This is a genomic window from Streptomyces scopuliridis RB72, from assembly GCF_000718095.1.
GTDB classification, from domain to species: Bacteria; Actinomycetota; Actinomycetes; order Streptomycetales; family Streptomycetaceae; genus Streptomyces; species Streptomyces scopuliridis.
Window position 1 is genome coordinate 1 of sequence record NZ_JOEI01000018.1, and the last position, 21,462, is coordinate 21,462.

Annotated in this window: 17 protein-coding genes; 10 read left to right on the forward strand and 7 right to left on the reverse strand. The window is 71.8% G+C overall.

What is annotated here, in order from left to right; all coding sequences use genetic code 11:
- Positions 1 to 161: 161 nt before the first annotated feature.
- The 3 genes from IF11_RS0122515 to IF11_RS0122525 are packed head-to-tail and all read right to left on the reverse strand — an operon-like array spanning position 162 to position 3,708.
- Positions 162 to 770 carry a TetR/AcrR family transcriptional regulator gene (locus tag IF11_RS0122515; RefSeq protein ID WP_030353493.1) on the reverse strand — a complete coding sequence of 203 codons (609 nt, stop codon included), beginning with the start codon at positions 768 to 770 and terminating at the stop codon, positions 162 to 164.
- 45 nt (positions 771 to 815) lie between these two features.
- Positions 816 to 2,939, reverse strand: a complete 2,124-nt coding sequence (locus tag IF11_RS0122520) for a YhgE/Pip family protein (protein ID WP_030353494.1) — start codon at positions 2,937 to 2,939, stop codon at positions 816 to 818.
- Complete coding sequence (locus IF11_RS0122525; RefSeq protein ID WP_051746141.1) at positions 2,911 to 3,708, reverse strand: ATP-binding cassette domain-containing protein; 798 nt, start codon at positions 3,706 to 3,708, stop codon at positions 2,911 to 2,913. Before IF11_RS0122525 ends, IF11_RS0122520 begins: the two co-directional genes overlap by 29 nt.
- 157 nt (positions 3,709 to 3,865) lie before the next feature.
- Here IF11_RS0122525 and IF11_RS0122530 point away from each other — a divergent pair, with 157 nt between their 5' ends.
- The 3 genes from IF11_RS0122530 (at position 3,866) to IF11_RS0122540 (ending at position 6,049) form a co-directional block, all read left to right on the forward strand.
- Positions 3,866 to 4,405 (forward strand): SAV_6107 family HEPN domain-containing protein, encoded by a 540-nt coding sequence (locus IF11_RS0122530; RefSeq protein ID WP_030353496.1) that lies wholly within the window; start codon positions 3,866 to 3,868, stop codon positions 4,403 to 4,405.
- A 162-nt stretch (positions 4,406 to 4,567) separates the two neighbouring features.
- On the forward strand, positions 4,568 to 5,284 hold the full coding sequence (locus tag IF11_RS0122535) for a class I SAM-dependent methyltransferase (RefSeq protein ID WP_037728386.1): 717 nt from the start codon (positions 4,568 to 4,570) through the stop codon (positions 5,282 to 5,284).
- Positions 5,285 to 5,647: 363 nt separating this feature from the next.
- Entirely contained in the window at positions 5,648 to 6,049 is a 402-nt protein-coding gene (locus tag IF11_RS0122540) for a DUF3040 domain-containing protein (protein WP_030353498.1), read from the forward strand.
- 157 nt (positions 6,050 to 6,206) lie between these two features.
- Here the strand turns inward: IF11_RS0122540 and IF11_RS0122545 are convergent, their stop codons facing one another.
- The 4 genes from IF11_RS0122545 to IF11_RS0122560 all read right to left on the reverse strand — a co-directional run bounded on the left by IF11_RS0122545 (position 6,207) and on the right by IF11_RS0122560 (position 11,799).
- On the reverse strand, positions 6,207 to 8,627 hold the full coding sequence (locus tag IF11_RS0122545) for a transglutaminase TgpA family protein (protein ID WP_030353499.1): 2,421 nt from the start codon (positions 8,625 to 8,627) through the stop codon (positions 6,207 to 6,209).
- Complete coding sequence (locus tag IF11_RS0122550; protein WP_030353500.1) at positions 8,624 to 9,982, reverse strand: DUF58 domain-containing protein; 1,359 nt, start codon at positions 9,980 to 9,982, stop codon at positions 8,624 to 8,626. Before IF11_RS0122550 ends, IF11_RS0122545 begins: the two co-directional genes overlap by 4 nt.
- Entirely contained in the window at positions 9,982 to 11,025 is a 1,044-nt protein-coding gene (locus IF11_RS0122555) for an AAA family ATPase (RefSeq protein WP_030353501.1), read from the reverse strand. The genes IF11_RS0122550 and IF11_RS0122555 overlap by 1 nt, the downstream gene beginning before the upstream one ends.
- A gap of 210 nt (positions 11,026 to 11,235) precedes the next feature.
- Positions 11,236 to 11,799 (reverse strand): beta-class carbonic anhydrase, encoded by a 564-nt coding sequence (locus IF11_RS0122560; protein WP_030353502.1) that lies wholly within the window; start codon positions 11,797 to 11,799, stop codon positions 11,236 to 11,238.
- 463 nt (positions 11,800 to 12,262) lie between these two features.
- Between IF11_RS0122560 and rsmH the strand changes: the two genes are divergently transcribed.
- The 7 genes from rsmH to murD are packed head-to-tail and all read left to right on the forward strand — an operon-like array spanning position 12,263 to position 21,455.
- On the forward strand, positions 12,263 to 13,219 hold the full coding sequence (rsmH, locus tag IF11_RS0122565; RefSeq protein WP_030353503.1) for a 16S rRNA (cytosine(1402)-N(4))-methyltransferase RsmH: 957 nt from the start codon (positions 12,263 to 12,265) through the stop codon (positions 13,217 to 13,219).
- Positions 13,216 to 13,806 carry a cell division protein FtsL gene (ftsL, locus tag IF11_RS0122570; protein WP_030353504.1) on the forward strand — a complete coding sequence of 197 codons (591 nt, stop codon included), beginning with the start codon at positions 13,216 to 13,218 and terminating at the stop codon, positions 13,804 to 13,806. The genes rsmH and ftsL overlap by 4 nt, the downstream gene beginning before the upstream one ends.
- A gap of 4 nt (positions 13,807 to 13,810) precedes the next feature.
- Positions 13,811 to 15,787, forward strand: coding sequence for a peptidoglycan D,D-transpeptidase FtsI family protein (locus tag IF11_RS0122575; protein ID WP_030353505.1), 1,977 nt, complete (start codon positions 13,811 to 13,813; stop codon positions 15,785 to 15,787).
- A gap of 17 nt (positions 15,788 to 15,804) precedes the next feature.
- Positions 15,805 to 17,547: a UDP-N-acetylmuramoyl-L-alanyl-D-glutamate--2,6-diaminopimelate ligase gene (locus IF11_RS0122580; protein ID WP_078490854.1), complete on the forward strand. Its 1,743-nt coding sequence runs from the start codon at positions 15,805 to 15,807 to the stop codon at positions 17,545 to 17,547.
- Between the two features lie 4 nt (positions 17,548 to 17,551).
- Positions 17,552 to 18,982 (forward strand): UDP-N-acetylmuramoyl-tripeptide--D-alanyl-D-alanine ligase, encoded by a 1,431-nt coding sequence (locus IF11_RS0122585; protein ID WP_030353507.1) that lies wholly within the window; start codon positions 17,552 to 17,554, stop codon positions 18,980 to 18,982.
- The gene (gene mraY / locus IF11_RS0122590; RefSeq protein WP_030353508.1) at positions 18,979 to 20,049 is read left to right on the forward strand and encodes a phospho-N-acetylmuramoyl-pentapeptide-transferase; all 1,071 of its coding nucleotides are present in this window, start codon (positions 18,979 to 18,981) and stop codon (positions 20,047 to 20,049) included. The genes IF11_RS0122585 and mraY overlap by 4 nt, the downstream gene beginning before the upstream one ends.
- The gene (gene murD / locus IF11_RS0122595) at positions 20,046 to 21,455 is read left to right on the forward strand and encodes a UDP-N-acetylmuramoyl-L-alanine--D-glutamate ligase (RefSeq protein WP_240627689.1); all 1,410 of its coding nucleotides are present in this window, start codon (positions 20,046 to 20,048) and stop codon (positions 21,453 to 21,455) included. Before mraY ends, murD begins: the two co-directional genes overlap by 4 nt.
- Positions 21,456 to 21,462: the final 7 nt, after the last annotated feature.

Genomic DNA, 21,462 nt, shown 5'->3' on the forward strand with positions numbered 1-21,462 from the left:
TCACGGGGGAACGGGGTACGGGGGAACGGGGCAGGGGGGTACGGGGGAGAACGGGGAACGGGGGAGAACGGGGTACGGGGGAACGCGCCGGTCCGGTGAGGCTCAGGGGGATGGAGCCTCACCGGACCGGCGCACGTATGTCCGCGGTGTACGTGCCGGCTTCAGCGTCCGCCGACCCGGCCGTGCAGCAGCCGCGAGAGCGCCGCGTGCACCTCGTCCATCGACCGCTCCGGCTGGAACGCCTGCCAGTCGAGCGCCGCCACGAGCACCATCCCGACCAGCGCCGCCGCCGTCAGCGGAACGTCGATCTCGTCGCTCAGCTCACCGCCCTCGACGGCCTCCCGGAGCACGCTCTCGACGACCGCGACGGCTTCCTGGCGAACCACCAACAGCGTCGACTGCCAGGCCCGGTTGGTCCGCCACAGCTCGGCGACGTACAGCTGAGTGAAGGCGGGATAGCGGTCGATGAAGACCAGACCGGCCCCGATCATCGCGTCCAGCGCCTCGATCTTGCTGCCGCCGCGCTCCGCCGTGGTGTCGGCCGCCGTGCGCAGGGACGAGGCGAGCAGCCCGACGCCGTGCCGCAGCAGCTCCTCGAAAAGCTCCGTCTTGCTCTTGAAGTTGTAGTAGACCGTGCCCTTGGCGACGCCGGCGCGCTCGGCGATCTCGTCCACCGTCGTCGCCGAGAAGCCCTGTTCGGCGATGAGGGTCACCGCGGCCTCGTAGAGCTTCTGCCGGGTGGCCTGGCGGCGGGTGCTGCTGCTGTCCATGGCGACGATTGTCACAGGTCCTCCGCTGTCAGAGGTCTTCCGCGCTCACAGGCTCAGCTCGGGGTGGAGCCGGTCGAGCGTCCACACCTGCTTGCGCCGCGCGGACAGGGCGGTCAGCGCCAGCGCGCCCGCGGTGAAGGCGGCGAGCACGGCACAGGCCTGCCATACGGGGCCGAGTCCGCCGCCCGAGATGAGCCTGCGCAGCGCGTCGACCACGTAACTCATCGGCAGGAAGGGGTGGATGGCGCCGAAGAAGCCCGGACTGGTCTGGACGGGATAGGTGCCGCCCGCCGAGGTCAGCTGGAGCATCAGCAGGGCCAGTACGAGGATCCGGCCCGCGGGTCCGAAGCGGGCGTTGAGCCACTGGACGATCGCGGTGAAGCAGCAGGTGACCAGCGCCAGGAAACCGACCGTTCCGGCGGCGCGCGCCATTTCCAGGCCGATGGCCCAGTGCAGTACGGAGATCAGCGCGCCGACCTGGAGCAGTCCGATCGCGGCGACCGGCAGCCAGCCCGCGAGGGCGATACGCCAGGCAGAGGCGCCGGCGGCCAGCGCGCGCCGGTTCAGCGGCTGGATCAGCATGTACGCCACCATCGCGCCGACCCAGAGGGAGAGCGGGATGAAGTACGGGGCGAAGCCGGTGCCGTAGTTGGGCGCGGCGTGCAGCGAGCGCGAGGCGAGCTGGACGGGGTCGGCCATCACTTCCGTCCGCCGGTCCCGGTCGGTCTTGTCGTAGTCGGGGATCTTGCCGACGCCGTCGTTGAGCCCTCCGGCCAGCTCGGTCGATCCGTCGGCGAGCTTGAAGAGCCCGCCGTCGAGGGTGTCCGCGCCGGTACTGAGCTTGCCGACACCGGTGTTGAGGGTGGCGGAGCCCTTCTTGGCGTCGGTCAGTCCGGTGTGCAGTCGGCCCGCGCCCTCGGCGACCTTCCGAGCGCCGGTGTTGAGGGCGTTGATCTTCGTGACGGCGGTCTCCAGGTCCTCGTCCAGCGTCGGCGCGTGCTCGGCGAGCGCCTTCGCCTGCTTCTGGAGCGTGGCGAGCCGGCCGTCCAGCGCCTTCAGATCGCCTTTGTTGTTCGTCACCAGGGTGTTGACGTCATCGGCGACGGCGGCCACGTCCGCGGCGGCGGTCCTGGCGCGGTTGAGGGGCGGGCAGGCGCTGGGGTCCGCACCGGGGGAGGCGGTGCTGGGGGCGGGATCGGGGGCGGCGGGGACGTTCTCGCAGCGTTCCGTATAGAGGGAGTTCAGCTCGTCGGAGGCCAGACGGGCCTTCGTCGCGGCGCCGGGCGCGGCCTTCACGAGCAGCCCGAGGTCGTCCCGTATCGACTGGGAGGAGTCCGCCACGAGCCGCGCCGCATCACCGATCGTCTTCCCGTTGTCCTTGAGGTACGGACGGACGTTCCCCGCCATTGAGTTGATCTTGTCGGCGAGCGACTGGGTACCGGCGGCGACCTGTTGGGCGCCGGTGTCCAGATCACTGGCACCCGTACCGAGCTTCTTCAGTCCGTCCGCCAGGTCACCGCTGCCCTCCTTGGCGGTCTTCAGCCCGTCCACGAGGTCCTTCGAACCCTTCTGGGCCTTTCCGATACCGCCCTTGAGTTCGTCGGCGCCCTTGGCGGCCTTCGCGGTGGCGTCATGGATGTCCGAGAAGGAGATGAAGATCCGGTCGAGGAAGGAGCGGGAGGCGTTGGTCGAGGCGGCGGTCCGTACCTCGGAGAACACGGTCCTGGAGATCTGCCCGACGATGTAGTTGTTCGCGTCGTTCGTACGGACCTGAAGCGCGCCGGTCCCGGGGGCGTCGCCGGAGCTGGACGCGATCCGTTCGCTGAGGTCGGCCGGCATGGTCAGGGAGAGGTAGTACGAACCGTCCTCCACGCCCTCGCGCGCCTCGGCCGCGCTCACCTCGTGCCAGGCGAAGACCTTGCTCTCGCGCAGGCCCCGGGTGATCTCGTCACCGGCCGCGATCTTCCGGCCCGCCGCGGTGGCGCCCTTGTCGTCGTTGACGAGCGCGACGGGGATCCGGTCGAGCCGTCCGTACGGATCCCAGAACGACCACAGATAGAGCGCGCCGTACAGCAGCGGCAGCAGCAGGATCGCGACGAGCGCGGCGCGCGGCAGTTTTCCCCTGCCGAACCGCTTCAGCTCAAGCGCGGCCAGTTTCGGCGAGCGCATCGGCCGTCCCTTCCTGGTTGTTCCGTGTACGGATGACGGTGTCGGTGTCCGCGTTCTCGGGGGCCTGGCCGCACACGGCGAGCACGGTCGTGCCGGCCCCGGCGACGGACCGCAGCAGCCGCCAGGCCTCCGCGCGGTCGGCGTCGGAGAGCTTGAGGTCCAGATCGTCCACCGCGAGCAGCCGGGGCCGGCCGATCAGCGCGAGGGCGACCGAGAGGCGCAGCGCCTCCAGCCGCTCCAGATCACGCACCGCTGTGCGCTCGCCCTTGGGCAGCGCGGCCGTGTCGAGCCCGGCGGCCGTCAGCGCGGCGTCGATACGGTCCCGGGCCTCGGCGGTCCGCCGGGCGCGTGGCCGCAGCAGGGCACGCGGGGACCCGCCGAACCGGCGTTGCAGCAGGGCGCGTTCGCGCAGATGCTCGGCGACGGTCAGTGCCGGGTCGAGATCGCTGACGCCCGGGACGTGGCCGAGGCCGCTGATCCGGCGTACGGCCGCCATGGCGCGGGGCAGGGGCAGGCCGGCGATCTCGGCGTGGCCTTCGGTGGGGCGCATACGGCCGGTGAGCGCGAGCAGCAGACACGTGCGCCCCGAGCCCGAGGGGCCCTCGATCACGACGACCGTGCCGGGCGCGGCGTCGACGCGTACATGACGGAACGCCCAGCCGCGCGTGCCCTTGAGCCCGAAGTCCTCGGCGACGACGGCCGCGCCGTGCGGGCCGTCCCGTCGGCTGCCTGCGCGTTCCTCGCTGTCCCCGCGTTCCCGGCTGTCCACGGGCCGCCCCCATCTTTTGTACTGACTGGTCAGTGCAAAAGCTACTCCGAACCCGCGTACGAGGCAAAGTCGCAGGTCAGGGCCGATTGTCAGTGGTGCCCCTCACCATGGACACATACGGCTACAGCACCGTCACACGACGACAGGAGGTTCCGTCATGGCCAGCTCCTACGCCGGTGCCGCACGTCGGCGCCGTACAGACGGCCCTGCCCCTGCCCTGACCGGTCCGCCGAGCGATGTCCACCCCGTCCTGCGCAGGGCCACGGCCCCGCCCGCGGCCCTCGATCTCCTCGCCAAGGCGCACGCGGGCCTGGACGAGGCCGCCGCGCTGGACGCTCCGAACGAGCGCTATGCCACCGCCCATCTCGCCGCCCTGCGCACCGCCGCCGCGGTGCTCGCCGCCCGAGGCCGTCCGGAGACCACGCCGCAGCGGCGGCGGCGTATCAGGAGCGCCTGGGAGGTCCTCACCGAGATCGCGCCCGAGCTGTCCGAGTGGAGCGCTCTCTTCGCCTCGGGCGCCCCGCGCAGGGCGCGCGCCGAGGCGGGCATACCCGGCGCGGCCACCGGCCGTGACGCGGACGATCTGCTGCGCGACGCCGGTATGTTCCTGCGCCTGGTCGAGCGGCTGCTCGTGCTCGAACCGGTCCTGCCCCAGCCCCGCGCCGAACACCCCCGGCAGGGCGATGCCGCTGGGTGACCGGGACCCACCGTTGAGGCAATAGGGTGGGCGGAGCCTGCACCGTTCACGCCCCGCCACCAGGGGCGGCACCGCGCCGAGGAGTCAACTGCCGTGTCGGACCGTTCCCCTGTTACCGGTGGGGAGACGCCCTCCCGCCCCCGCGGCGCCCTGCGTACCGCCGTGGTCTGGGAGGTCCTCAAGGACGCCCTCGGCCGCCGCGCCAAGGTGGCGGGCACCGACGTTCTGGACGTGCTCGACACCGGAGGGGGGACGGGCAGCTTCGCGGTGCCCGTCGCCCGTCTGGGTCATCGCGTGACCGTGGTGGACCCCAGCCCGAACGCTCTCTTCGCGCTGGAGCGCCGGGCGGCCGAGGCCGGGGTCGCCGAGCGTGTCCGCGGGGTGCAGGGGGACATCCACGGCCTCTTCGACGTGGTCGAGCGCGGCGGCTGCGACGCGGTGCTCTGCCATGGCGTCCTGGAGTACGTGGACGATCCGGCCGAGGGTGTACGGAACGCCGTGGAGGCCCTGCGCCCGGCCGGGGCGCTCAGCCTGCTCGCCGCGGGTCTGGGCGGCGCCGTGCTCGCCAGGGCGCTCGCCGGGCATTTCGCCGAGGCCCGGCAGGCGCTCACCGACCCGGCGGGCCGCTGGGGCGAGGGCGACCCGGTGCCCCGGCGCTTCACCGCCGAGCAGCTCACGGAACTGGCCGCCGGAGCCGGCCTCCGGGTCAGCGCCGTGCACGGCGTACGGGTCTTCTCGGATCTGGTCCCCGGCGGGCTGGTGGACACCCAGCCGGGCGCCCTGGACGCGCTGCTCCAGCTGGAAGCGGCGGCGGCGGAGCTGCCCGCCTTCCACTCCATCGCGACCCAGCTGCACGTCCTGGGCGAGAAGCGGGACTGACGCGATTCCCCGTCCTGAAGCCATTCCGAAGCCTTCCCGAGGCCTTCCCAGAGCCGTCCTGGGCCGTTCTGGGCCGCCCGGAGCACTTCCGGAACGCTGATCGCGTGGCTGATCAGCCACGCAGCCGTACATGGAGTACGCCACAGGCCCCCCGGTGGGGCGTTGGGCGCCGTATGATCGGGGTACACCATCCGGCATGACGGATCGATGGTTGGGGAATCAACGCCTCAGCGGCCGAGCCGACATGGCGGCCCGGAATGGCGAATTGGCGTTGAGGGCGGGTTTCACGGGGGCGATTCCCTGCCTATCCTTGAAGGAGCCGCATACCGGTCGCCCCCCGCGACCGACGACTAGGAGGACTCCGTGCCGCTCTCGGAGCACGAGCAGCGAATGCTCGAGCAAATGGAGCGAGCGCTGTACGCCGAAGATCCCAAGTTCGCGACAGCGCTTGAGGGAAGCGGGCTGCGTACGTACACCCGGCGACGGGTCTACCAGGCGGTCGCAGGCTTCCTGGTGGGTATCGCGCTCCTCATGGCCGGAATGGTCGCCCAGCAGATCTGGATCAGCGTGGTGGGGTTCCTCGTCATGCTGGGCTGTGCGGTCCTGGCGGTCACCGGCTGGCGCAAAGCGCCCAAACCAGGTCAGCAGCAGGCGGCGGGCGGCCCATCCGGCGGCCCCGCGGCCGCACCATCGAGACAGCGCCGCTCGATGATGAACCGCATCGAGCAGCGGTGGCAGCGCCGCCGCGACGAACAGGGTCAGTGAACGGCACGACGAACGGTACGACCGAGGGGCGAACGCGTCAGGCGTTCGCCCCTCGGTCGTTTCCGGAGGCTGTTTCCCGAAGCCGGGGGCACCGAAGTCGCCGAAGCCGGGGGCACCGAAGGGCGCCCGTCGGCGCCCCGGGCCCCCGGCTTGCCGCTCAGCCGCGCTGACGCGAGGGGCGCCAGCGCATGGTGGCCGCCCTGGTGGCCTGCGAGAGCCGCTGAGGGCTCCAGCGGGCCGTGAGGGACGTCCAGCGCTCCGAGGCGGCCCAGACCACCCGTACGGACGAGCGGGGCGCGAGGAGTGCGCGCAGCCGGGTCCAGCGGCCGGCCGAGGCGCCCAGCCCCTCCCGGACCCGCCGGGCGTCGTCGGCGAGGCCCGTACCCGGCCGTGGCTCCGGCGCGTACAGCACCTGCTCCACGGAACCGGCCACCCGGTGCACCGCCTCGGCCGCCGCTCCCTCCAGCCGGCCCAGACGCACGATGCGCTCCGCCGCCTTCCGCGGCGTCCGTGATTCATCGGGCGGGACCCCGTGGTCCCAGGCCGTATCGGTGATCTCCCGCCAGGCCGCCAGCGTGCGCGCCGTCGCGTCCGCGGAAGTGCGCCCCCCGGAGCCCAGCCGCCGGGCCCGGATCCTGGTCCGCCAGAGCAGGGGCAGCAGCGGCAGCGCCACCACCGCCAGCCCGCCCAGGACGATCCACAGCACGGTCTTCAGCGGGAAACCCGAGTCCGTCGGCGGCAGGGCGGCGCCGGGAGCGACCGTGCCGCACTCGCCCAGCTGCCGCGACGGCGCCGGGCAGCTGTCCGAGGCGGACGGCGCGACGGACGGGGCGTCCGAGGCGCTCGTGTCGGGACTGGCCGCGTCGCTCGGCCCGCCGGACGGCACGTCCGCGCGGGTGTAGTCGGGCGCGCTGCCCCGGCTCGGCGTCGGCTCGAACCGGGTCCACCCGACGCCCTCGAAGTACAGCTCGGGCCAGGCGTGCGCGTCACGCAGCCCGACGGACATGCTGCCGTCCGGCTGCGGGGTGCCCGGCGTGAAGCCCACCGCGACCCGCGCCGGGATGCCGAGCGTGCGGGACATCGCCGCCATCGCGAAGGAGAAGTGGACGCAGAAGCCTTCCTTGTTCCTGAGGAACCGCGTGATCGCCGTGACGCCGGTGCCCGAGTCGACCTCGGTGTTGTAGGTGAAGCCGCCGTCCTGCGCGAACCAGTCCTGGAGCCTGACGGCCTTCTCGTAGTCGTTGGCCGCGCCCCGGGTGACATCGAGCGCGGTCGACTTCACCATCTGCGGCAGGACCGCCGGTACCTCGGTGTACTCACTGCGCAGGGCCGACGGGGCCGGGGGCGCCGCGGCGAGCTGTTCCCGGGTCGGGTTCACCAGCAGGCTGCCGACCTCGTACTGCGCGCCGCGCGTCGACTGCCCGCGGTCGCCCACCAGCGTCCTGCCCGCCGGCTCGAAGCGCCAGCGCCCCTCGATGTCCACCTGGGTCGCCGGGTAGGGCATCGGCAGATAGTTCTGCCGGTACCAGCCGGCGGCCGAGATATTGGTCCTGATCTCGGTCGTGCTGACCCCGGGGCCCAGCCCGGGGGAGCCGGGCAGCCGGTCGGGTACGTCCTCGACCTTGCGCTGCGAGAACCGCCAGGACGTGCCGTCGAACCTGTCCAGCGCCATGATCCGCAGATACATGTCCTGGGTGTCCTGCGCGTTCGTCCTGTACCGCAGCGCCTCGCGGTCCTCCGGCTGGTTCAGATTGTCCTGGAGCGAGATCAGCGGGTTGACCGCGGAGATCGTGCCCCCGCCGCCCACCCCCGAGCCGCTCCCGCCGCCGGTGCCGCCCAGCAGACCGCCGTCCAGCGCGGGCAGGGCGGCCGGGACCACCAGCGCGACACCCAGCGCCACCACACCGATACGGCGTCCGGTACGGACCGGGGCGCGCCCGTCCGAGGCGTCGGGGCCGGACGAGAACCGGCCCGTACGCGGCGCGCCGCCGAACACCCGGCCCCACTGGGACAGCCGGTCCCGGCCCTCCGCCAGGAGCAGCAGCAGATAGCCGGCGGCCGCGAGCAGGAACCACAGCCAGCCCCCGGCGCCGCCGGAGAGCCCCGCCGCGACCGAGTAGAGCGCGAGCAGCGGCAGTCCGGCCGGGGCCGCGCTGCGGAAGGTCACCGCGATCGCGTCCACCGCGAGCCCGATGACCAGCACGCCGCCGATCAGCATCAGCCTGATGCCGTCGGTCGCGGGCGCCGGTATCGCGTACCGCCCGACGTCATCGCCGCCCTCGGTGAGCAGCCGGCCGAACTGCGCGAAGACCTCGGGGGTCGGCACGATGCCGAGCAGCGCCTGGTCCCGGGCGAAGACCACCGTGAGCATCAGCAGGGCGGCGAGGCCCTGGAGCGCCACGGTCAGGGTCCTGGCCAGCGGCACCCGCCGGGTCAGCGCGCCGACCCCGCCGACGACCGCCACCATGATTCCGGCGTGCAGCAGCCAGAGGGCCGGTTCGACCAGCGGCAGCAGTGCGCCCGCCGCCATCAGCGTGGCGGCGAAAGCGCACAGCGCCAGCCTTCCGCTACCGCTCATGACCATCCTCCGGAGAAGCCTGTCGTACCGCCCGTGACGGCCGATTCCGATCGCTGCCGCGCGGCCCGCTGCCACAGCTCGGGCAGCGCGGCCCCCGAGGGCACGGCGAGCGCGGTCCAGCCCGCTTCGCGCAGCCGCCGCAGCCGGTTCTCGACGGGCCCCGCGGGTCCGGCGCCCTGCGTCCAGCCGGTGCTGTCCAGTACGAAGGCGACGGCCACGGCGCTGCGCTGCCGCATCCGGGCCGCCACCGCACTCTGCTCCTCGTCCAGATCGCCGAAGAACGCGACCAGCAGTCCTTCGGTGGCGCCGCGCAGGACCGCGTACGCGGGGGAGAGGTCCGTGCCGTCGGAGTGCTCGACGACCGCGAGCGTGTCCATCATCAGTCCGGCCGAGTCGGCGGATTCCTGGGTGGCCCCCGCGAAGCCGTCGGCGCTCTCGCCGGGCATGGAGCTGCCGGTGTCCGTCAACAGCCGTACCGCGAAGCCGCGTTCCAGCAGATGAACCAGGGCGGAGGCCGCGCCCGACACCGCCCATTCGAAGGCGGAGTCGGGGCCCGCGCCCTGGTAGGCGCTTCGCCGGGTGTCCAGCAGCACCGTGCATCTGGCCCGCTGCGGCTGCTCCTCGCGACGCACCATCAGCTCGCCGTAGCGGGCCGTGGAGCGCCAGTGCACCCGGCGCAGATCGTCGCCGTGCCGGTAGCCGCGGGGGATCACATCGTCCTCGCCGGCCAGCGACAGCGAGCGCTGCCGCCCCTCGCCGTACCCCGACGCCTCGCCCCCGAGCCGTACCGGTGGCAGCGGTTCGGTGCGCGGGACGACGGTCAGGGTGTCGTACGCGCTGAACGAGCGGGTCAGCTCGCACATCCCGAAGGGGTCGCTCAGCCGCAGCTGGAGCGGTCCGAGCGGATACCGCCCGCGCAGATCCGAGCGCACCCGGTAGGACACCTCGCGGCGGCCGCCCGGCTCGACCCGGTCCAGCACGAAGCGGGGGCGCGGGCCGAGCACGTACGGCACATGGTCCTGGAGCATCAGCAGCCCGGTGGGCATCCGCGTGACGTTGTCCATCCGCAGCTGCACCCGCGCCTCGGAGCCCGCCGGGACCCGGGAGGGCGACAGCCGCCGGCTGCCCGCGACCCGGTAGCGGGTGCGGTAGAGGACCGCCACGCAGAGCAGCGGCAGCACGGCGAGCAGGAGCCCCACGCGCAGCAGATCCGACTGGCCCAGGACATAGGCGCAGACGGCCGCCGCGACCCCGGCCGCGAGGAACGACCGGCCGCGCGTCGTCAGTCCGGACAGCGCGGCCCGCATCCCGCCCTTCTCCTCGCCGCCCTCGGCCACCGGCCCCCCGGGTGCCATCACAGCCGCCGTACGCCGGGCTGCTGGCCGTAGAGCGGTCCGCCGTGCGGCGCCTGGCGCCCGGGGCTCTGGCCACCGCCCGCCGTCGGCACCGGCACGCGCTGCAGGATCTCCAGCACGACCTGCTCGGCGGTACGGCGGTTGAGCTGTGCCTGGGCCGTGGGCAGCAGCCGGTGCGCGAGCACCGCCGTCGCCAGGGACTGCACATCGTCCGGCAGCGCGTAGTCCCGTCCGCTCAGCGCCGCCGCGGCCTTCGCGGCGCGCAGCAGATGGAGCGTCGCGCGCGGCGAGGCGCCGAGTCTGAGGTCGGGGTGGTTACGGGTCGCCCCGACCAGCTCGACCGCGTACCGCCGCACGGACTCGGCGACATGGACCGTCCGCACCGCGTCGATCAGCTTCACGATGTCGTGCGCGTGGGCCACCGGCTGGAGGTCGTCCAGCGGAGATATCCCGCCGTGCACGTCCAGCATCTGCAACTCGGCCTCCGCGCTCGGATAGCCGATCGAGACCCTGGCCATGAAGCGGTCGCGCTGTGCCTCGGGCAGGGGGTACGTCCCCTCCATCTCCACCGGGTTCTGCGTGGCCACCACCATGAAGGGGCTGGGCAGTTCATAGGTCTGCCCGTCGATGGTGACCTGGCGCTCCTCCATGGACTCCAGCAGCGCCGACTGGGTCTTGGGCGAGGCGCGGTTGATCTCGTCGCCGATCACGATCTGAGCGAAGATCGCGCCCGGCTTGAATTCGAAGTCCCGCCGCTGCTGGTCGTAGATCGACACTCCGGTGATGTCCGAAGGCAGCAGGTCGGGGGTGAACTGAATGCGCCGCACCGAACAGTCGATGGAGCGCGCGAGCGCTTTGGCCAGCATGGTCTTGCCCACGCCGGGGACATCCTCGATCAGAAGATGCCCCTCGGCGAGCAGCACGGTCAGCGAAAGCCGTACGACCTCCGGCTTGCCCTCGATCACACCCTCCACCGACGCGCGCACCCGCTCCGCTGTGGTGGTCAGATCTGTGAGGCTCGCTCGATCGTCATAGGTCGTCACCCGGCCCTCCTCGGCCCTTTCCTCGGGCCGATGCTCATCAGACGGCCCGGCCCTCCCCGAAACACGGACACCGTCTCCGGATGGTTCCGGAACGGTGTCCCACACGCATTCTTGTTGCCGTTACCGCTTCGTGTCATCCGCCTGTGGATAAGTGGGTGTGATATGTCGGCTTTGCTGTTTATCTCGTGACGGCCTGTCCCATGACGGCGCTCAGGCGCTGGGATCGATCTCCCGCAGCAGCCCCGTCTTCACGTCGAAGACGAAACCGCGGACGTCGTCGGTGTGCGGCAGGAAGGGCGACGTCCTGATTCGCTGCATCGACTGCCGTACGTCCTGATCGACATCGCGGAACGCCTCCACGGCCCAGGCCGGCCGCTGTCCGACCTCCATCTCCAGCTCGTGCCGGAACTCCTCGGTCAGGCTCTCCAGACCGCAGCCGGTGTGATGGATCAGGACGACGCTGCGCGTGCCCAGCGCCCGCTGGCTGATGGTGAGGGAGCGGATGACGTCGTCGGTGACGACACCGCCCGCGTTGCGGATGGTGTGGCAGTCACCCAGGGAGAGCCCGAGCGCGTCGTGCAGGTCGAGCCTGGCGTCCATGCAGGCGACCACGGCGACCCGCAGTACCGGGCGCGCGTCCATGCCCGGGTCGTCGAACCCGGCAGCGTAGAGGAGGTTGGCGTCGATGAGCCGGTCGGTGACCGTCCCGCCGGAGCGGGCCGCGCCGGCGGGAGCCTGGACGGGCTCTGCGGGGAGGTGTGCGGAAGTCGACATACCTATGACGGTAGTCGTCGCCGCGCCGTTAAGCCTGCTGTGAGAGGGGACAAAGAACGTCAACGTGGCTTGGTGTGACCTAACCCACACGGGTGAGTCCGGCGGGGCTGAGCGAGTGAATTGTGCCGTTTATGGTCTTGTGGTGAGTGACCCTTGCGACGCGCTGACCGGTTGATTGACCGGAAGAGCGAGTGGACTAAAGTGACGCGAAGTTCACGGACACATCCCGGACACATTCCGAACCCACCACAATATTCCCGCATGTCGCGGCGTACGTGCGGCTCGGCCTCCTCCCGCTCGGCGGTCGGCCGACGCCTCTTCCGGCGCCGGCGGACCACCTCCCCTTCTGAGCGGGCGGGGACCCGGCGGTACGTACGGCCGCGCCGGATCTGAGAGGGCGCATGAGCGAGCGCAGCGAGCGAATCATGGAGAGCCGCGCGCCCGCGGACCGTGAGGGACGCGCATGAATCAGGTCCGGCACGTTCCCGTGATGCTCCAGCGGTGCCTCGACCTGCTGGCCCCCGCCCTCGCCGAGCCCGGCGCGGTCGTGGTCGACTGCACCCTCGGTCTCGGCGGACACAGCGAGGCCCTCCTCTCCGCCTTCCCCGCCGCACGGCTGGTCGCGCTCGACCGCGACCAGGAGGCGCTGCGCCTCTCCGGCGAGCGGCTCGCCCCGTTCGGCGACCGCGCCACCCTCGTCCACGCGGTCTACAACGAACTGCCCGACGTGCTCGCCCGGCTGGGCATCCCCCGCGTCCAGGGCGTGCTCTTCGACCTCGGCGTCTCCTCGATGCAGCTGGACGAGGCGGAGCGCGGCTTCGCCTACGCCCAGGACTCCCCCCTCGACATGCGCATGGACCAGTCGTCCGGCGTCAGCGCCGCCGAGGTACTCAACACCTACCCGCCCGGCGAACTGGTCCGGATCCTGCGCGCGTACGGCGAGGAGAAGCAGGCCAAGCGGATCGTCTCCGCGGTCGTCAGGGAGCGGGAGAAGGAGCCCTTCTCGCACAGCGCCCGGCTGGTCGAGCTGATCCGCGACGCCCTCCCGCAGGCCGCCAAGCGCACCGGCGGCAACCCCGCCAAGCGCACCTTCCAGGCCCTGCGCATCGAGGTCAACGGCGAGCTGTCCGTCCTGGAGCGGGCCATCCCGGCCGCCGTGAAGTCCCTCGCCCTCGGCGGCCGTATCGCCGTCCTGTCGTACCACTCGCTGGAGGACCGCCTCGTCAAGCAGGTCTTCGCGGCCGGGGCCACCAACACCGCGCCGCCCGGTCTGCCCGTCGTCCCCGAGCGCTATCAGCCCCGGCTGAAACTCCTCACGCGCGGCGCCGAACTCCCCACCGAGGAAGAGATCGCGGAGAACCGCCGCGCGGCCCCGGCGCGGCTGCGGGGGGCGCAGCGGATCCGGGAGGACTCTCTGTGAGCGGACCGGCCAAGCAGTTGAGGGGGCGGGCCGCGCGGCTCGCCCAGCTGATGCCGTCCGGATCCAGTTCGGCGGCGCGCACCCCCTTCGTCCTGCTGGTCGTGCTGCTCCTCGGCGGCGGTCTGATCACCCTGCTGCTGCTGAACTCCTCCCTCAACGAGGGCTCGTTCCAGCTGAGCGAGCTCAAGAAGCGGACGACCGACCTCACCGACGAGGAGCAGGCCCTGCAACGGGACGTGGACAACCGCTCCGCCCCGTACGCCCTGGAGCGGCGGGCCCGTGAGCTCGGCATGGTGCCCGGCGGCAGCCCCGCCTTCCTCAACCCGGACGGTACGGTCCGCGGCGTGCCCGGCGCCGGGGCGTCGCCCTCCGCCCAGCCATCGGCGCAGTCGGCCGGCCGGCCCTCTCCCATGGAGGAGGCCCCGCCCTCGGCTGTCTCGTCGCCGTCTCCCGCGCCCTCCGCCCCGGCGTCCTCTTCCCCCGTTACGTCCCCTCTTACGTCCTCCTCCGCCTCCGCCCGTGAGATCCCCGGGCGGGCCCCCGCACCGGCAACCGGCACGCCGGCCCCGACGACCCCCGGCAGGTGACCCAGTGCCCTCCCAGGAACCCCCGCGCCGCCGGGTGCCCAAGCCCGCGCGCTCCGGGAACGACGGACGGTCCCGGCCCGCGTCCCGCCCCGCGGCCCGCCGCCCCGGGTCCCGTAACTCGCGGCAGATCAGGCTCGGCAGCCCCCGCCCCCGGCTGCGGCTGGTCAGCCTCGGACTGACCCTCGTCATGCTGGCGTTCGTCGTCCGGCTCCTCCAGGTACAGGCGGTCGACGCCAGCGCGTACGCCGCCAAGGCGGAGAAGAGCCGCTACCTCAGCCACACGATCGCGGCCGAGCGCGGGGAGATCACCGACCGCTCCGGGATCGCGCTCGCCACCAGCGTCGACGCGTACGACATCACCGCCGACCCGTCGATGTTCACCGCCGACTTCACCAAGGTCCCTGACGCCCCCGAACAGGCCGCCGCGCTGCTCGCCCCGATCCTGGGGGTGGAGAGCGCCGTCATCGTGAAGAAGCTCAGGACCCCCGACTCCCCCCGCTACACCGTGCTGTCACGCCGCCAGACCCCGCAGGTCTGGAACCAGATCAAGGACCTCAAGCGCGTCCTCGCCGAGAAGGCGAGCAAGGCGAGCAGGGCCGCCAAGGGGAAGGCCGCCGGCGGCGCCACCGTCAGTGTGCTGTCGGGCGTCCTCCAGGAGGCCAGCAGCAAGCGCGTGTACCCCAACGGCGATCTCGCCGCCGGGATACTGGGGTACGTCAACGCCGCGGGCCGCGGCGCGGGCGGTGTCGAATCCATGCTGGACAAGCAGCTGGCCGGCGAGGACGGAAAGGTCACCTACGCCCAGTCGGGAGGCCGCCGCGTCCCCACCGCCAGTTCCCGCGAGACCCCCGCCGTGCCCGGCTCCGACATCGAGCTGACCATCGACCGGGACATCCAGTGGGCCGCCCAGCAGGCCATCACCGATCAGGTGAAGGAGTCCAAGGCGGACCGCGGCTATGTGGTGGTCCAGAACACCAGGACGGGCGAGGTGCTCGCCATGGCCAACGCCCCCGGATTCGACCCCAACGACGTCTCCGCGGCCAACTCCGCCGCCATGGGCAACGCGGCCCTCCAGGACGTGTACGAGCCCGGCTCCACCAGCAAGGTCATGTCGATGGCCGCCGTACTGGAGGAGAAGGCCGCCACCCCCGGCACCCATGTGGTCGTCCCGAACCGGCTGCACCGCGGGGACCGGCTCTTCAAGGACGACATCGACCACCCCACCTGGAACCTGACCCTCAACGGTGTCCTCGCCAAGTCCAGCAATATCGGCACCATCCTGGCGACCGGCCAGCTCGGCAAGACGCAGCCCGAGGCCAACAAGGTCCTCCACTCGTATCTGAGCAAGTTCGGCATCGGCAGCCCCACCGGTCTCGGCTATCCCGGCGAGACCCAGGGCATCCTGGCCCAGCCGCAGGACTGGTCCACCTCACAGCAGTACACGATCCCCTTCGGCCAGGGCCTCTCCCTCAACGCGATGCAGGCCGCCTCGGTCTACTCGACCATCGCCAACGGCGGCGTACGGATCGAACCCACCCTGATCCGCGGCACGCAGGGCCCCGACGGCCGCTTCACCGCCGCCCCCGCGCCCAAGAAGACCCGCGTGGTGAGCGAGCAGACCGCCAAGACGGTCGCCACCATGCTGGAGTCGGTCGTGGGCGACGAGGAGGGGACCGGCACCAAGGCCGCCATCCCCGGCTACCGCGTCGCGGGCAAGACGGGTACGGCCAACCGGGTCGACCCGAAGCTCGGCGTCTACAAGGGCTACACCGCCTCCTTCGCCGGCTTCGCGCCCGCCGACGACCCGCAGATCACCGTCTACTGCGCCATCCAGAACCCCACCAAGGGCAGCTACTTCGGCGGACAGATCTGCGGCCCCATCTACAAGAAGGTCATGGAGTTCGCTCTCAAGACCCTGCAGGTCGAACCGACCGGCAGTAAACCCGCCCGGCTGCCGGTCACCTTCAAACCCGGCGAGTGACCCCAGGGAAAGCCCCAGTGACAACCATCACCCCCGATTCCGGGAACCACCCGGAACCCCCCGCGCACCAGTCCCCCTCACGTGGCTCAGGGCCCGCGGAGCCCGGTACGCTCACCGCCGTGCCACAAGCTGATCAGTACCGAACCACCCCGAAGGACGCCCCTGTGAACCATCCGGGGACGCCCCGTCCGGACCGGGTACGCCCGACCTCCCTCGCGGAGCTGGCGGCCCGGCTGGGCGCCGAGGCACCGGACCCGGGGGAGGTGAGGGGCCCCGGGGAAGCGACCGGCATCACCCACGACTCCCGGGCCGTACGCCCCGGAGACGTGTACGCCGCCCTCCCGGGCGCCCGCTTCCACGGCGCCGACTTCGCCGCCCAGGCCGCCGACCTCGGGGCCGCCGCGATCCTGACGGACCCGGCGGGCGCCGAGCGCGCCGCGGCCACCGGTCTGCCGGTCCTGATCGTCCCGGACCCGCGGGGCCGCATGGGGCAGCTCGCCGCCGAGATCTACGGACACCCCGGCAGGGATCTGCTCCAGATCGGGATCACCGGCACCTCCGGCAAGACCACCACGGCGTATCTCATCGAGGGCGGACTGCGTGGCGCGGGCCACCGCACCGGCCTGATCGGCACCGTGGAGATGCGCATCGACGACGAGCGCATCAAGTCGGAGCGCACCACCCCCGAGGCCACCGACCTCCAGGCGCTCTTCGCCGTCATGCGCGAGCGGGGCGTCGAATCGGTCGCGATGGAGGTCTCCAGCCACGCGCTGGTGCTCGGCCGGGTCGACGGCTGTGTGTTCGATGTCGCCGTCTTCAACAACCTCAGCCCGGAGCACATGGAGTTCCACTCCGGCATGGAGGACTACTTCCAGGCGAAGGCGCGGCTCTTCACCCCGGAGCGCAGCAAGACCGGCGTGGTGAACTTCGACGACGAGTACGGCCGCCGGCTCGTCGCGGAGGCGACCGTACCGGTCACCACCTTCTCCGCGGAGGGCCACCCGGACGCCGACTGGCGCGCCGAGGACGTCGAGGTCGGCTCGCACGGCTCCACCTTCACCGCGATCGGCCCCAAGGGGGAGCGCGTCCGGGCCGAGGCGCCGCTGCCGGGACCGTTCAACGTCGCCAACACCCTGGCGGCCATCGTCACCCTCGCCGTCGCCGGGATCGACCCGCACACCGCCGCCGACGGCATCGCCGCGGTCCCCGGAGTGCCGGGCCGGCTGGAGCGGGTGGAGGCCGGCCAGCCGTATCTCGCCGTCGTCGACTACGCGCACAAGACGGACGCCGTCGAATCGGTCCTGCGCTCCCTGCGCAAGGTCACCAAGGGCAAGGTGCATATCGTCCTCGGCTGCGGCGGCGACCGCGACAAGACCAAGCGCGGCCCCATGGGCGCGGCGGCGGCCCGGCTCGCCGACACCGCCGTACTGACCTCCGACAACCCGCGCGGCGAGGACCCGCTCGCGATCCTCGCCGCGATGCTCGCGGGCGCCGCGGAGGTGCCGATCCATGAGCGCGGGGAGGTCCTGGTCAACGCCGACCGGGCCTCCGCCATCGCCGCCGCGGTGGCACTGGCCCAGGACGACGACACCGTACTGGTCGCCGGCAAGGGCCATGAGCAGGGCCAGGACATCGCCGGGGTGGTTCGCGCCTTCGACGACCGTCAGGTCCTGCGCGAGGCCATCGAGCGCTCCCTCCGCCAGGAGCCGGGCCGTGAGCCCGGCCACGAGCACCGTCACGAGAACAACAGTCAGGGATGACCCAGTGATCGCCCTCTCTCTCGCCGAGATCGCCGCCATCGTCGGCGGGCAGCCGCACGACATACCGGATCCGGCCGTCCGTGTCACCGGATCCGTCGTCTACGACTCCCGCGCGGTGGAGACCGGCAGCCTGTTCGCCGCCTTCGCCGGGGAGCGCGTCGACGGCCACGACTACGCGCGGCGTGCCGTCGAGGCGGGCGCTGTGGCCGTACTGGCCACCCGCCCCGTCGGTGTGCCCGCGATCGTCGTGGACGACGTCGTACGCGCCCTCGGCGCCCTCGCCCGTACCGTCGTGGAGCGCCTCGGCGCCACCGCCGTCGCGCTGACCGGCTCGGCCGGCAAGACCAGCACCAAGGACCTCATCGCCCAGCTGCTCCAGCGCAGCGCGCCCACGGTCTGGCCGGAGGGCAATCTCAACAATGAGATCGGCCTGCCGGTGACCGCCCTGCGGGCCGTCGAGGACACCCGCTATCTCGTCCTCGAAATGGGCGCGCGCTACATCGGCGACATCCGCTACCTCACCGGACTCGTCCCGCCCCGGATCGGCCTCGTACTGAACGTCGGCACCGCCCACATCGGCGAGTTCGGCGGCCGGGAGCAGATCGCCCAGGCCAAGGGGGAACTGGTCGAGTCCCTGCCGTCCGCGGCCGAGGGCGGGGTGGCGGTGCTCAACGCCGACGACCCGCTCGTCCGCGCGATGGTCACCCGCACCAAGGCCCGTACCGTCCTGTTCGGAGAGTCAGACGAAGCAGACGTACGGGCAGAGAACGTCCGCCTCACCGAGACCGGACAGCCCGCTTTCCGGCTTCGAACACCCTCCGGGTGCAGCGACGTGACGCTGCGGCTGTACGGTGAGCACCACGTGTCGAACGCGCTCGCCGCGGCCGCCGTCGCCCATGAGTTGGGCATGTCCGTCGACGAGATCGCCGTGGCGCTCTCCGAGGCGGGAACCCTCTCCCGCTGGCGTATGGAGGTCACCGAGCGCTCGGACGGCGTGACGATCGTCAACGACGCCTACAACGCGAACCCGGAATCCATGAGAGCGGCGCTCCGCGCGCTGGTCGCCATGGGTGGTGCCTCACGGGCCACGGGGGGCCGTACGTGGGCGGTGCTCGGCCCGATGGCCGAGCTGGGTGACGAATCGCTCGCCGAGCACGACGCGGTCGGACGGCTCGCCGTCCGGCTCAACGTCAGCAAGCTCGTGGCAGTCGGGGGCAGGGAAGCGTCCTGGCTGCAACTGGGCGCTTACAACGAGGGTTCGTGGGGTGAGGAGTCGGTGCACGTGTCCGACGCGCAGGCGGCGGTCGACCTGTTGCGCAGTGAACTGCGTCCGGGAGACGTCGTGCTGGTGAAGGCTTCGAGGTCGGTCGGTCTTGAGCGAGTCGCCGAGGCACTGATCGAGAACGCCACCGAGGGCGAGGTCGCCGGCCGATGAGGCAGATCCTCTTCGCGGGAGCCATCGGGCTCTTCCTGACCCTGATCGGCACCCCGCTGCTGATCAAGCTCCTGGCCCGCAAGGGATACGGGCAGTTCATCCGGGACGACGGCCCGCGCACGCACGGCAGCAAGAAGGGCACGCCCACGATGGGCGGCATCGCCTTCATCCTGGCCACGCTCATCGCCTACGCCCTGGCGAAGGTGATCACCGGCGAGGACCCGACCTTCTCGGGTGTGCTGGTGCTGTTCCTGATGGCCGGGATGGGGCTCGTCGGGTTCCTCGACGACTACATCAAGATCGTGAAGCAGCGGTCGCTCGGCCTGCGGGCCAAGGCGAAGATGGCCGGCCAGCTGATCGTCGGTATCGCCTTCGCGGTGCTGTCGCTCCAGTTCGCCGACTACCGCGGCAACACCCCCGCCTCCACCAAGCTGTCGTTCGTCACGGACTTCGGCTGGTCGATCGGCCCGGTGCTGTTCGTGGTCTGGGCGCTGTTCATGATTCTCGCGATGTCCAACGGTGTGAACCTGACGGACGGTCTCGACGGTCTCGCCACCGGCGCCTCGGTGATGGTCTTCGGCGCGTACACCTTCATCGGGCTGTGGCAGTTCCAGGAGTCGTGCGCCAACGCGACGACCCTGACCAACCCCAACGCCTGTTTCGAGGTACGGGATCCGCTGGACCTCGCGGTCGTCGCCTCGGCGCTGATGGGCTCCTGCTTCGGCTTCCTGTGGTGGAACACCTCACCGGCCAAGATCTTCATGGGGGACACCGGCTCGCTCGCGCTCGGCGGCGCGCTCGCCGGTCTGGCGATCTGCTCCCGTACGGAGTTCCTGATGGCCATCCTGGGCGGCCTCTTCGTGATGATCACCATGTCCGTGGTCATCCAGGTCGGTTCGTTCAAGATGACCGGCAAGCGCGTCTTCCGGATGGCACCGCTCCAGCACCACTTCGAACTCAAGGGGTGGTCCGAAGTCCTTGTGGTGGTCCGCTTCTGGATCATTCAGGGCATGTGCGTCATCGTGGGTCTGGGGCTCTTCTACGCGGGCTGGGCGGCCGAGAAGTGAACTGGCAGGGCAAGCGGGTCACCGTCGCGGGTCTCGGGGTCTCCGGGATCCCGGCGGCCCGGGTGCTGCGCGGACTGGGCGCGGAGGTCACCGTCGTCAACGACGGCGACGACGAGCGGGCCCGCGCCCAGGCCGCCGAGCTGGAGAAGCTGGGGGTCACCGTCCGCCTCGGCGACGGGGCGACCCTCCCCGACGGCACCGAGCTCGTCGTCACGGCCCCCGGCTGGAAGCCGGACAAGCCGCTCTTCCTGGCCGCCGAGGCGGCCGGGGTGGAGATCTGGGGCGATGTCGAGCTGGCCTGGCGGCTGCGCGGGCCCGGCGCGGCCCCCTGGCTCGCCGTCACCGGCACCAACGGCAAGACGACGACCGTCAGGATGCTCGCCTCGATCCTGGCCGCCGCGGGGCTGCGTACGGCCGCCGTCGGCAATATCGGCGTCTCGCTGCTGGACGCGGTCACCGGCGAGGAGACGTACGACGTACTCGCCGTCGAGCTGTCCAGCTACCAGCTGCACTGGGCGCCCAGCCTGCGCGCCCACTCCGGCGCCGTGCTCAACCTCGCTCCCGACCATCTGGACTGGCACGGCTCCATGGCGGCGTACGCGGCCGACAAGGGCCGGATCTACGAGGGCAACAGCGTCGCCTGCGTCTACAACGTGGCCGACCCGGCCACCGAGGACCTGGTGCGCGCGGCCGACGTCGAGGAGGGCTGCCGCGCGATCGGCTTCACCCTCGGCACCCCGGGACCGTCCCAACTCGGCGTCGTGGACGGCATCCTGGTCGACCGCGCCTTCGTCGAGAACCGCCGGGAGCAGGCCCAGGAACTCGCCCACGTCTCCGACGTCAACCCGCCCGTCCCGCACAACATCGCCAACGCGCTCGCCGCCGCGGCGCTGGCGCGCGCGTACGGTGTCGAGCCGGCCGCCGTACGTGACGGACTGCGCGCCTTCCGCCCCGACCCGCACCGGATCGAACGCGTCGCGGAGATCGCCGGCGTCACGTACATCGACGACTCCAAGGCCACCAACACCCATGCCGCGGAGGCGTCGCTCGCGGCGTACGACCCGATCGTCTGGATCGCGGGCGGTCTCGCCAAGGGCGCGACCTTCGACGAACTCGTCGGGGCGTCCGCGAAGCGGCTGCGCGGTGTGGTCCTGATCGGCAAGGACCGCGCGCTCATCCGGGAAGCCCTCGCGCGACACGCCCCCGAAGTCCCGGTCGTGGACCTCGACCGGACCGACACTGGGGCGATGTCGGCCGCGGTCCGCGAAGCGGCACGGCTCGCGCAGCCGGGGGACACGGTACTGATGGCCCCGGCCTGTGCCTCGATGGACATGTTCGTCAACTACAACAAGCGGGGCGAGGCGTTCGCGGACGCGGTACACGCCCTCGCCGCCGAGCACGCCTGACCGGTGT

Bases quoted from the DNA above. Each gene is read 5' to 3' on its own strand.
- IF11_RS0122515 (WP_030353493.1), bottom strand. From the start codon at position 770: ATGGACAGCAGCAGCACCCGCCGCCAGGCCACCCGGCAGAAGCTCTAC.
- IF11_RS0122520 (WP_030353494.1), bottom strand. From the start codon at position 2,939: ATGCGCTCGCCGAAACTGGCCGCGCTTGAGCTGAAGCGGTTCGGCAGG.
- IF11_RS0122530 (WP_030353496.1), top strand. From the start codon at position 3,866: ATGGCCAGCTCCTACGCCGGTGCCGCACGTCGGCGCCGTACAGACGGC.
- IF11_RS0122545 (WP_030353499.1), bottom strand. From the start codon at position 8,627: ATGAGCGGTAGCGGAAGGCTGGCGCTGTGCGCTTTCGCCGCCACGCTG.
- IF11_RS0122550 (WP_030353500.1), bottom strand. From the start codon at position 9,982: ATGGCACCCGGGGGGCCGGTGGCCGAGGGCGGCGAGGAGAAGGGCGGG.
- IF11_RS0122560 (WP_030353502.1), bottom strand. From the start codon at position 11,799: ATGTCGACTTCCGCACACCTCCCCGCAGAGCCCGTCCAGGCTCCCGCC.
- rsmH (WP_030353503.1), top strand. From the start codon at position 12,263: ATGAATCAGGTCCGGCACGTTCCCGTGATGCTCCAGCGGTGCCTCGAC.
- mraY (WP_030353508.1), top strand. From the start codon at position 18,979: ATGAGGCAGATCCTCTTCGCGGGAGCCATCGGGCTCTTCCTGACCCTG.